The organism is Bordetella sp., from assembly GCF_051960075.1.
Lineage (GTDB): Bacteria > Pseudomonadota > Gammaproteobacteria > Burkholderiales > Burkholderiaceae_B > Bordetella.
The window spans coordinates 43,097-54,368 of the sequence record NZ_JBQCER010000068.1 but is presented as its reverse complement, the minus strand read 5'-3'; the positions used below and the strand labels follow the sequence as shown (position 1 = coordinate 54,368).

Annotated in this window: 11 protein-coding genes; 5 read left to right on the top strand and 6 right to left on the bottom strand. The window is 64.0% G+C overall.

The window, feature by feature from the left end; all coding sequences use genetic code 11:
* On the bottom strand, positions 1-693 hold a 693-nt coding region (locus tag ACTHJ1_RS11485), incomplete at its 3' end, for a ketose-bisphosphate aldolase (protein ID WP_440192281.1).
* 282 nt (positions 694-975) lie between these two features.
* Here ACTHJ1_RS11485 and ACTHJ1_RS11480 point away from each other — a divergent pair.
* Positions 976-1,287 (top strand): hypothetical protein, encoded by a 312-nt coding sequence (locus ACTHJ1_RS11480; RefSeq protein ID WP_440192278.1) that lies wholly within the window; start codon positions 976-978, stop codon positions 1,285-1,287.
* 13 nt (positions 1,288-1,300) lie between these two features.
* Here the strand turns inward: ACTHJ1_RS11480 and mog are convergent, their stop codons facing one another.
* Positions 1,301-1,954 (bottom strand): molybdopterin adenylyltransferase, encoded by a 654-nt coding sequence (mog, locus tag ACTHJ1_RS11475; RefSeq protein WP_440192275.1) that lies wholly within the window; start codon positions 1,952-1,954, stop codon positions 1,301-1,303.
* Between the two features lie 41 nt (positions 1,955-1,995).
* Here mog and ACTHJ1_RS11470 point away from each other — a divergent pair, with 41 nt between their 5' ends.
* From ACTHJ1_RS11470 to ACTHJ1_RS11460, 3 genes are all read left to right on the top strand, one after another.
* Positions 1,996-2,481, top strand: coding sequence for an N-acetyltransferase family protein (locus tag ACTHJ1_RS11470; protein ID WP_440192272.1), 486 nt, complete (start codon positions 1,996-1,998; stop codon positions 2,479-2,481).
* Positions 2,482-2,624: 143 nt separating this feature from the next.
* A complete protein-coding gene (locus tag ACTHJ1_RS11465; protein WP_440192269.1) occupies positions 2,625-4,949 on the top strand; it encodes a DUF3141 domain-containing protein in 2,325 nt (774 codons plus the stop codon).
* 222 nt (positions 4,950-5,171) lie between these two features.
* On the top strand, positions 5,172-5,720 hold the full coding sequence (locus ACTHJ1_RS11460; protein ID WP_440192266.1) for a rhodanese-like domain-containing protein: 549 nt from the start codon (positions 5,172-5,174) through the stop codon (positions 5,718-5,720).
* A 55-nt stretch (positions 5,721-5,775) separates the two neighbouring features.
* Here ACTHJ1_RS11460 and ACTHJ1_RS11455 read toward each other — a convergent pair whose 3' ends face one another.
* Entirely contained in the window at positions 5,776-6,870 is a 1,095-nt protein-coding gene (locus tag ACTHJ1_RS11455; protein ID WP_440192263.1) for a helix-turn-helix transcriptional regulator, read from the bottom strand.
* A 99-nt stretch (positions 6,871-6,969) separates the two neighbouring features.
* Between ACTHJ1_RS11455 and ACTHJ1_RS11450 the strand changes: the two genes are divergently transcribed.
* Positions 6,970-8,358 (top strand): hypothetical protein, encoded by a 1,389-nt coding sequence (locus ACTHJ1_RS11450; RefSeq protein WP_440192260.1) that lies wholly within the window; start codon positions 6,970-6,972, stop codon positions 8,356-8,358.
* A gap of 61 nt (positions 8,359-8,419) precedes the next feature.
* Here ACTHJ1_RS11450 and ACTHJ1_RS11445 read toward each other — a convergent pair whose 3' ends face one another.
* From ACTHJ1_RS11445 to ACTHJ1_RS11435, 3 genes are read right to left on the bottom strand one after another with little or no spacing between them, the layout of a single operon-like run.
* Positions 8,420-9,574 carry a pyridoxal phosphate-dependent aminotransferase gene (locus ACTHJ1_RS11445; RefSeq protein WP_440192257.1) on the bottom strand — a complete coding sequence of 385 codons (1,155 nt, stop codon included), beginning with the start codon at positions 9,572-9,574 and terminating at the stop codon, positions 8,420-8,422.
* A gap of 1 nt (position 9,575) precedes the next feature.
* Positions 9,576-10,373, bottom strand: coding sequence for an amino acid ABC transporter ATP-binding protein (locus tag ACTHJ1_RS11440; RefSeq protein ID WP_440192254.1), 798 nt, complete (start codon positions 10,371-10,373; stop codon positions 9,576-9,578).
* Positions 10,370-11,269, bottom strand: coding sequence for an amino acid ABC transporter permease (locus tag ACTHJ1_RS11435; protein ID WP_440192251.1), 900 nt, complete (start codon positions 11,267-11,269; stop codon positions 10,370-10,372). The genes ACTHJ1_RS11440 and ACTHJ1_RS11435 overlap by 4 nt, the downstream gene beginning before the upstream one ends.
* Positions 11,270-11,272 lie beyond the last annotated feature (3 nt).

Here is an 11,272-nt window from a genome sequence, read left to right as displayed (position 1 = left end):
CATCACCAGGTGGGTATTGGGGATGCGGGCGTGGATTTCCTTGATGCGGTCGATGGCCAGGATGTCGCCGGTGGGCTTGCGCGAGAACTTGTAGGCGCCGTGCGAAGTACCGATGGCGATGGCCAGCGCGTCGCACTGGGTCTGCTTGACGAAGTCGGCAGCCTGCTCGACGTCGGTCAGCAGTTGCTCGCGCGTCATGGTGCCTTCGGCGCCGTGGCCGTCTTCCTTGTCGCCCTTCATGGTTTCGAGCGAACCCAGCACGCCCAGCTCGCCCTCGACGGTGATGCCGGCCTTGTGGGCCATGTCGACCACCTTGCGGGTGACTTCGACGTTGTATTCGTAGCTGGCGACCGTCTTGCCGTCGGCCATCAGCGAGCCGTCCATCATCACGCTGGAAAAACCCAGGTTGATGGCACCCTGGCACACGTCGGGCGACTGGCCGTGATCCTGGTGCATGACGACGGGAATATGGGGATACGTATCGACGGCGGCCTGGATGAGCAACTTGAGAAAGCCCTCGCCCGCGTATTTGCGCGCGCCGGCCGAGGCCTGCATGATCACCGGGCTGTCGGTTTCGGCGGCGGCCTCCATGATGGCCTGGACCTGCTCCAGGTTGTTGACGTTGAAGGCGGGAATGCCGTAGCCGTGCTCTGCCGCATGGTCGAGCAGCTGGCGCATGGAAACGAGGGCCATGGGGGATCTCCTGGATCGGGTATTTTTAATGAATGAGAAAGCGAATCCGCGATTAACCCAAGATTTTACCGGGCGGCGGAAGAAATGTTTTTGCCGCTGCCCCGCCGAAAGGTAAAAAATGCGCTGATCAAGCGCGCAGACGCAACGCAGGGGGCTTTTTTGTGAGCATACGTTGCGGGCCGCTTTCGGCAGGACGGCTCAGGCCGTCGCGGCGATTTAGGGGGAATTTCCGGCCGATTCCCGGCCTATGACGCATGCCCCGAGCCGGATAGAATCCCTGTCATGGCAACACCCTCTCCCATTCTCCCGAGCGAAGCACTGCGTCAGGCGGCCGACCGCCTGGCTTCGGCGCGGCGTTCTTTCGAGCGGGGCGAGCGAGGCCTGCGCCAGTTGCGCCGTTCGCGCATTCCCTTTATCAACAGTCTGCGCAATACCGGGCTCACCTACGTTCAGGCGCGCGCCAAATACGATCGGTGCCTGGACGAGCAGCAGCGTCTGCACCAGCAGACCACCCACGCCCTGAGCTACGCCGAGCGCCTGTACGGCACGCTCTGCGCCCAGATCAATCTGGACGAGCAGAAGAAGGCGGCCTAGCCGCCCGCCCCTCTTAGTTGCCTTGCGCGCCGCGCACCGCCGACTTGGGCCGGAAGGCCTTGACTACCTCGGGCCGGGTCTCGGCATAAGGCCCACCGATCAGATCGATGCAATACGGCACGGCGGCAAATATGCCGGGAACCAGCACGCCGCCGTCTTCGCCGCGCAGGCCCTCGAGCGTCTCGCGAATGGCCTTGGGCTGGCCCGGCAGATTGATGATGAGCGCCGCGTGGCTGGCAGCGGTCTCGCGGATCACCGCCACCTGGCGCGACAGAATGGCCGTGGGCACGAACTTCAGGCTGATCTGGCGCATCTGTTCGCCGAAACCCGGCATTTCGCGGGTGCCGGCGGCCAGCGTGGCTTCGGGGGTCACGTCGCGCCGCGCCGGACCGGTGCCGCCCGTGGTGAGCACCAGGTCGCAGCCGCAACGATCGACCAGGTCGACGAGCGTGGCGGTGATGCCGGCCGCCTCGTCGGGAATCAGCCGCTCTGCGGCTTGCCAGGGCGAGGCGAGCGCGGTGCCTAGCCATTCTTTCAAGGCCGGCAGGCCCTGATCGGCGTAAACGCCGCTCGATGCGCGGTCGGAAATGGAGACCAGGCCGACGATGAGTTCGTCGGGGTGGCGGCGCTCGATGCGCGCCGAAGCGGGTGTAGTGGTAGCGTTCATAACCCCATCATAAAATCTTGGGAAACATTTCAGGAAACGCCATGCTGGACATCATCGACGTCGATTTCAAGAACCCCGAACACGGCCGAGCCGTCGTCGAGCTGCTGAACGAATACGCCAGCGGCGATATGGGCGGCGGCGAGCCTCTGTCCGCCCATACCCGCGAAAATCTCGCCGCCTCGCTGGCAGCACGCCCCTGGGCTCATGCGCTGGTGGCCCGGGTAGACGGCCAGCCGGCCGGCCTGGCCATCTATCTGGAGGGCTTCTCCACTTTTGCCTGCAAGCCGCTCCTGAACCTGCACGACTTCATGGTGTCGGCGCGCTTTCGCGGACAGGGCATCGCTCAGCGCCTGATGGCTGCGCTGGAAGATCGCGCCCGGGCTCTGGGCTGCTGCAAGCTGACGCTGGAGGTGCTGGAAGGCAATATTCCGGCCAAGAAGCTTTACGAGAAAATGGGCTACGAAGGCTACCAATTACAGGAAGAAGCCGGCAGAGCCATGTTCTGGCAAAAGAAAATCGCCGCCTGACCACTTCCGTGTCGCCCATGCGGCACGGCAAAACCTACCTCAATCCGCCGCTCATGTTGCATTGCAACATGAACTGCTGTGTAATCCATGAACGCCCTGAATGTCGGCCCCTCCCGGTCCGGCCGTCCAACCAGGAGACTGTCATGGCCATTCCAGCCCCCCGCGCGTCTGCCTTGCCGCAAACGCCCTTCTACCCCGCCCTGACCCCCTTGCTGTCCGCCTGGCAATACGGCGTCGACGCCTGGCAGCGCGGCGTGCTGTACACCGACGTGATGCGTCAGCGTGGCAACCAATACCGCAAGCACATCGCAAAAAAAGCGCCGCATGTGCTGTCCATGGACTCGGAAGTCGTGCTGAACGGCCGCACTTTCGAACGCCCGGTCAACTACAGCCTGCTGCGCATTCTTCCACCCAAAGACGTGGCGATAGACCCGATCAAGCGCCCCTTCCTGGTGGTGGATCCGCGCGCCGGCCACGGTCCGGGCATCGGCGGATTCAAGCCGGAAAGCGAGATCGGCGTAGCCATACGCGCCGGCCATCCCTGCTATTTCGCCAGTTTCTTGCCGCACCCCACCGCCACGCAAACGGTGGAAGACGTCATGCACGCCGAGGCGCGGTTCCTGGAGGAAATCATCGCGCTGCACCCTCAGGCCGAGGGCAAGCCGGTCGTGGTGGGCAATTGCCAGGCGGGCTGGCAGATCATGATGACCGCGGCCATGCGGCCCGAGCTGTTCGGCCCCATCATCATCGCCGGCGCGCCGCTGTCGTACTGGGCGGGCTGGCGCGGCAAGAACCCCATGCGCTATGCGGGCGGCCTGCTGGGCGGCAGCTGGCTCACCGCAATGGCCAGCGACCTGGGCCATGGCACCTTCGACGGCGCCTGGCTGGTGCAGAACTTCGAGCATCTGAACCCTGCCAACACCCTCTGGACCAAGCAATACACGCTCTACGCAAATATCGATACCGAGGCCAAGCGTTATCTGGGCTTCGAGAAATGGTGGGGCGGCCACGTGTACCTGAACGGGCCCGAGATCCAATACATCGTCGACAATCTGTTCGTCGGCAACCGCCTGGCCACCGCCGGGCTGGTGACGTCCGACGGCATCCGCATCGACCTGCGCAACATCCAGTCTCCCATCATCGTGTTCTGCTCCAAGGGCGACAACATCACGCCGCCGCCCCAGGCGCTGGGCTGGATCACCGATCTTTACCAGAACGAAGCCGAGATCCAGGCCCACGGGCAAACCATCGTCTACGCCGTGCACGAGAGCATCGGCCACCTGGGCATCTTCGTATCGGGCAACGTGGCCCGCAAAGAACACCAGGAATTCGCCAGCAACGTCGACATGATCGACGTGCTGCCGCCCGGCATCTACCAGGCCGAATTCGAAGAGCGCACGCCCGACACGCCCAACGCCGAAACCGCGGGCGACTATGTGATGACGGTCGAGCCCCGAGCCTTGGACGACATACGCGCCATCGTCGAGCAGATCCCCGAAGACGACCAGCGCTTCGCCGTGGCCTCGCGCATCTCGCAGCTGAACCTGGGTCTGTACCGCAACTTCGTGCAGCCTTGGGTTCAAGCCGCCGTCACGCCGCAGGCAGCCGAATGGATGCAGCATATGCATCCGCTGCGCCTGCCTTATGAATTGATCTCCGATCAGAACCCGGTGATTGCGCCGATAGCCCAGTTGGCCGAAGCGGTACGCGAGCAGCGCGAGCCCGTGCCAGAGGACAACCCCTTCCTGCTGGCGCAAAACATGATGTCGGACTGGATCGAGACCGGTCTGAATATCTATCAGGAACTGCGCGATTCATCTCAGGAACGCCTGTTCATGAACCTCTACGGTTCACCGCTGGTGCGAGCCTGGTCCGGCCTGGGCGCCAAAGACGGCCCGGCGCGCCAGCATCCCGGCGTTTCTCCCGAACACCGCGACTTTCTGACCCGGCGCAAGGCCGAGCTGCAGAAGCGGGTGACGGTGGGCGGCCTGCATCGCGCCGCAATCCGTATGCTGCTGTATGTGATCGGCTCGGAAGGCGCCCTGGACGAGCGCAGCTTCGCGGTCATCCGGCGCCTGCGCACCAAGGACGGCCAGTCCGTGGCCACGCTCGAGCGCTTCAAGGAACTGATGCGCGAACAGGCCATGGTGATGCATCTGGACCCGGCCGGCTCGCTGCGGGCCATGCCCACGATGCTGTCCAAGGCCACGGCCGAGGACATCCGCTCGATGCTGGCCTCGATGAAAGAAGTGCTGCAGGCCGCGCAACCGTTCAGCAAACGGGCCGAGACCAGCTTGCGCGAAATGGAGAGCGTATTCGAGGCGGCGGCGCGCCATGCCGAGAGAAATGCCGGCGCACGCATTCCGGGCGGCAACGACTTGCAGCTCTCGCCCTTGTCGATCGTGATGACCGATGCCGCGGATGCGGCGCCGACCAAGGCGGTCCGCCGCAGGAAGAAGGCCGCCTGAGCCTGGCGGCGGGTTCGGCCGCCGACTCGCCGATCCGCGGGCCATACGCCCTGCCCCTTCGAATTGGGGGCAGGGCGTTTTTTCGCCACGATTCGATTCCGGTCATCCCTAATTTTGGGGATGCGGCCCTGGCTCGAACTTGCTTAACTGCCGTCAAGCCCGCGCGGCGCCGCGCCGCTCGCGGTACAGGTTTCTCGTCTTTTGTAAAAAAAGGAGCATCAAATGAAAAAGCGCTTTCTGCTGGCTGGCCTGCATGCCGCCGCGCTGATGTTCGCGCTGAGCACCGGCGCCGCCCATGCCCAGGACGCTAACGGCTATGCGGACGAGTTCAGGGACTTCGGTGTCTTGGCCACCTCGTACCCCAAGATGAATCACTACGGCGAACCCACGCCGACCTCGATCCCCGGCGGCAAGGTCGTCTCGACAGATCAATTGGCGCAGATGCTCGAGGGCAACCCCAAACCTGGCGTCTTCGTCGCCTATGCCGCCAAGAAGACCGTGCCCGGCGCCGTCGTCATGGACGGCGCCGGCGAGGGCCGGCTGCTGGGGACGGATATGGACAGGTTCTCCAAGGCGCTGGACTCCCAGACCGGCGGGGACAAGACCAGGCCGATCGTCTTCTATTGCCACAGCTCGCGCTGCTGGCTGTCGTACAACGCCTCGCTGCATGCGATCAAGCTGGGCTACACCAACGTGTACTGGTACCGCGGCGGCCGCGATGCATGGAAAGCGGCGAAGAAGCGCTTCGTCGCGCCGTCCGGCCGTTGGTAATCGAACCGCGTCTGCCCGCCGCGCGAGCGGCGCGCGAGGCATTCGGACACGACGGCTAGGTCTGCATCACCAACGCAGCCAACTGCGCCGTGCGGGTTGCGCCGGTTTTTGTGTAGATCGCCTTGATCTGCGAACGCACCGTGCTCAAGGCAACGCCACGCAGGTCGGCGCACTCCTGCGGCGACAGCCCGTCGTTGCAGATCAACAGCGTCAACTCGGCCTCGCTGGGCGTGAGGCCGAAAAGACACTGCAAGCGTTTGGCCTGGCCCTCGGGCTTGCGCGGATCGGCGGCAGTCATCATGAACAGGCGGCCGTGCCAGGCGCGCATCAACCGCGACTGCTGCGCAATGGGAAAAAGCGTCAACGGCAGCGGCGCACCGTCGGCGCGGCGCAGCAGCAGACCTCCTTGCCGGCACGCGGCCTGCCACTGCGCATCGTCGGCGCAGCCCGCGGCCACGAACCTGCCCTGCACGAAGCGCAGGGCAGGTTCGCGCGACAACAGCGCTTCGGCTGCGCCGTTGGCCCACAGCAATCGGCGCATGTCGTTCAGGATGAAGACCGGCGCCGTCATCGCGGCGAGCGCCGACTCGGCGATGGCGGCGCGGGTTTCCTGTTCGCGCAGGCGCATCTGCATGCGCAGCGCCCGGCGCACATGAGGGTAAACGGCCTGGATCTGGCGGCGCTGCGCCTCGGACAAGCCGCCGGACTCGGGGCCGCCCTGGACGCTTAGAAATGCGCTGCTGTGCTCGCTGCGATCGATGAACATGCCCGAGATGCTGCCCAGCCCGTAGGGACGCATGAAATCCTGGTAGAAGACGTGCCGCGACTTTTGCTGCCGGGTCAACAACTGCGCATCCTCGAACCAGGCCCCTGGCTTCCAGTCCGGCGTGAGCGCCTCGGCAATGGGGTCGTAGCGATAGAACTCGGTGTTGTAGGCCTGGGAAACCTCGCCCACCCAGGCGGCGTCATCGCCGACGACGGCGTTTATCTCCGATGCCAGGGAAACATGGTCGAGCGTAAGAAGCGTGGCGCTGCGCTGGCCCAGCAAAACTCTTATTTTGCCCAGAGCGGATTCCCACGACTGCTCTCCCAGCGCGGCGGCATAGATGTCGTCCAGCAACATCGGATCGATGGAAACCTGAGCGCCCACGAACGCGTTCCCGTGTTATGTTTTTTGTAAGGTAACAGAATATTTTCTCGCTTAAGGAAATGCAAGCACGACGCGTCAGCGTTCCCGTCATCCTCAGATTTGAGGATGACGGGCCAAAAACGCCTGGGTAACGTGTCGTTCGCGGTTCTGGGCAAGCCCGCCATCGACGCGGGCTGCCGAAACACGAGTCAAACCGGGGATACTCGAATGAAGATGACGCGGCATGCGAAGACAGTCCGGCTTTTCCTGGCTGTCGCGATGGTTCTCTGCGCGGCGGGTTGCGCGGATTACAGCGGTCCGGGCGGATGGATGGGCGATGGCGACAAAGCCATGGAACGCGGCGATTGCGGACGGGCCTTGTACGAATACACGCAGGCCGCCACGCGCTCCATTCCTCAGGATTTCGATCCGAACCGGAGCGAGAATCTCTCGTCGCTGAACGAGGCCGTGAAAAAAATAACCGGCGTCGAGTCCACCTGCCGGGTGCGGGATACCTTCTACATCAACAATATCGGCTCTCTCGTCCGGGAATTGAACGACCCGGCCACCAAGGGGAAATACCCCGAACAGGCCAAGGCTATGTCGCAGGCCTTTCTGAGCCTCGCCGAACTCAACGCCGACAGTGCATTCGACGCCGACTATGGCGTCGCGGCGGTCATCCGGCAGGCGCTGGCCACGTCCGATTCATCGATGCTGCATCGCGCCGCGCAGGTCTGGCTGCGGCAGGCCTCCTGGATTCCCAATTCGACGGCCGGAACCGAGCTGGTGGCGGCAGGCGCGCCGGCGGACCTGCAGAAAGAGATCAAAGCGAGGATTGCGCTCGTCGCGAAATTGACTGCGCAGGCCGACGCCGCGACACGCAACCGCTGCCGACAGGCGAATTGCAAAGGCGGCCCCGATGACGGCGACCCCCATTATGTCGCCTTCGAACGCAATCGGCGGGATTGGCACAACGCCTACGCGAAGCTTCTGGCCGGCAAAAAATTCGGCGGCAACATGGTCGCGCTCGTGCAAAGCCTTGCCGACAAGGAAAACCGGGATCTCGCGCAAAAGCTGGCCACCTATGGCGATGTCGCCGGCAACGGCAGCAGCCCGTCCGGCCCAAGCGCCGCATCCGGCCGAACCAGCCAGACAGGGTCGGCCAATCTGACCGGCCCGGCCGCCGGAGCAGGCAACATCAAATACGCGGGAGAGTTTCCCGCCGCCCCATCCATTACGAACGATATGTGCCAGCCTCCGGGCGGCGCACCTTCGGCGGGAGCCAATCGCGTCACGGCCTGGGCGCAGCAACTCGGCCGGACGGCCACTGGAGTCTGCAATTCGGCCAAGGCGGCCTATGTCCTGAACGCCAGATTCGCGCAGATCATCCGTTATTGCCTGGCCAGGACGAGCGATTCGACCCGCCGCCAGCAAGGGCAGCAGGAGCTCGCCTCGGCGCAGACCACCATGCGGCAGGCCGAGGAAACGATAAAGGGCAGTTGCCAGTAACGTTGCGGGAAAAAACGGCGCCAGCCCTACCGGTAGGCGCCGCCTCGAACGCCCTGGCCAGTCACCCGGCCAACGCGCGGCCCAATCGTGCGACGCCTTCCACGATCGAGGCTTCGTCGGTCGCGTACGACAGCCGCAGAGCATGCTTGCCGCTGCCGCCGAACTCCTCGCCGCGCCGGACCATGACGCCGGCCTGCGCGGCCTGGGCGGCCACTTCCAGCGAAGACCCCAGCCTGGCGGGATACTGCAGCCAGAAATAGAAGGCTCCGTCAGGACGCCTGAACCGGATGGAGGGAATCTTCAGGAGGCACGTTTGCATGAGGTCGCGCCGCTTGTCGAAGCTGCGCCGCATCGTTTCCGCTTCCTGGCCTGCCTCGCGCAGCGCGGTCGCGCCGGCGATCTGGTTGGCCGAATTGATGGCGCCGTTGAACGTGCGGTGCACCGTGGAAGCGGAGGCGATCAGCCGCGGATCGCCGACGAGATAGCCGAGCCGCCATCCGGTCATGGCGTACTTCTTCGAAAAGGTGCGGCTGACCAGCAGATGCTCGCCCAGGCCGTCGATATCGAGCGCCGAGACGAAGGCCGAATCGCCGTAAGTGAGCCCTTCGTAGGCCTCGTCGCACAGCAGAAAAAGGCCGTTGCGCTTGACGATGTCGGCGAACGACGCCCATTCGCCGCGGCTGATCACGGCGCCGGTCGGATTCGACGGGTGGCACAGAATGATGAGCTTTGCCCCCTTGGCATCCTGGTCGATGCGGTCGAAATCGAAGGCGCCGTCCTCCCCCCTGGCGAAGCGCTTCACGCTGGCGCCGGCCATGTTGATCCCGTCCAGGTAGAGGGAATAGGTCGGGTCTTCCAGCAGCACCACGTCGCCGGGGTTGAGCAGGCCTTGTATCGAAGCGGTCAGGCCCGCCGCGCCTCCGTGTGTGACGAGGATGTTCTCTGACGAGAAGTTCTTGCCGGCCACCGCGACCGCCGTCTTCAAGATCGCGTCGACAAGCTCGGTGCGGCCTTCTTGCGGGGAGTAATGGGTATAGCCGGCGCGCAGCGCCTCGATCTGCGCGTCGACGATCACGCTGGGCGTATCGAAGTCGGGCTCGCCGATAGCGAGCGAAACTTTGTCGGTGACGCCCGAGATCAGGTTCTTGCCGCGCAGCGACTGGCCGCGGATACGCAGCACCGCATCCGACGAAAACGAGGGTAAGGCTTGATTCAATTCACTTCTCCATTGCTTTCCTGGGCACGACGCCGAGGAATTCCCGGGTTCTCTGTTCCCGGGGCGCATCGATGACCTGGTGCGCGGGGCCTTCTTCCACGATATTGCCGTCGGCCATGAAGACCACGCGGTTGCATACCTCGCGCGCGAAGCCGACTTCGTGCGTCACCACCAGCATGGATATGCCCAGTGAAGCCACCTCTTTCATCACATTGAGCACTTCGTTGACCAGCTCGGGGTCCAGGGCGGACGTCGGCTCGTCGAACAGAATGACTTCCGGATCCATCGCCAGCGTTCTGGCGATCGCGACCCGCTGCTTCTGGCCGCCGGACAATTCCGCGGGATAGGCGTCCATGCGCTCGGCCAGGCCGACGCGCCGCAGCAGCTCGCGCCCGCGTGCCAGGGCCTTGTCTTTGGGCGTCTTGAGCACGTGGATCGGCCCTTCTACGACGTTTTCCAGCGCGGTCTTGTGGGGGTACAGATTGGAGTGCTGGAACACCATGCCCACTTTCTGCCGCTGCCTGGCCAGGCGCTTGCCGAAAACTTCTCTGAGGGTGTCGCCGATGCGCTCGTAGCCGATGTACTCGCCGCACACCTTGATCGAGCCGCTGGTCATTTCTTCCAGGTGGTTCACGCAGCGCAGCAGCGTGGATTTGCCGGAGCCGGAGGGACCGAGGATGGCGACCACCTCGCCTTTCATGACATCCAGATTGATGCCGTCGAGCACGGTCTTGTCGCCGAATTTCTTCTTGACTTCGACGATCTCGACAACCGGGGTTTCAGATTCGGTCCTCATCATGCGATATCCATGTCCACGTTCATCTTGAGGCTGCTCTTGCCGCCGGTGCGGCGGGCATACCCTTTGCCGATGGCGCGCTCGAGGTAGTACTGCCCCAGCGTCGCGACGGTGACGAGCGCCAGATACCAGAGCGTGGCCACGACCAGCAGCGGCATGACCGCGTAATTGACCGCGTAGATGTCCTGCACATTGCTCAGCAGGTCGCCGCCGGAGATGAAGGCCACCAGCGCGGTCGCCTTCAGTAGGTTGATCGCCTGATTGCCCGTGGGCGGCACGATGACGCGCATCGCCTGAGGCAGGATGATCCGGCGCATGGCCTGGGCTTCGGTCATACCCGTGGTGATCGCCGCTTCGCGCTGCCCAGGGTCGACCGACATGATGCCGGCGCGCACGATCTCGGCCATATAGGCGCCGTCGTGCAGCGAAAAACCGACGATGGCGGCGGTGAACCCCGAGATCACGGCATTGGTCTTGAGCATGACGCCCAGGCCGGTGAAGGGCACGCCCAGGAACAGGACCGGAAACAGCGCGGCCAGGTTGTACCAGAAGATCAGCTGCACCAGCAGCGGCGTGCCGCGGAAGAACCACAGGTAGCCGTTCGCGATGGCCGAGAAGATGCGGCTCTTGGACAGCCTCATGATCGCGACCACTATGCCGATCACGATCGCCAGGGCCTGGCAGACGATGGTCACCAGTAGCGTCACGCGCACGCCGGACAGCACATGCTTGTCGAAGAGGTAGTGGCCCACCATGGGCCATTGCATGTTTTCGTTGTCGGCGATGCGCAAGATGAACGAAAACAGAAATATCGAGACCAGCACCCCGATAGCGATCTGAACCGGATGCCTGCCGCGGACAATGCGCAGGGGACGCTTACGGTCGTCTTGATTTTCCATGGA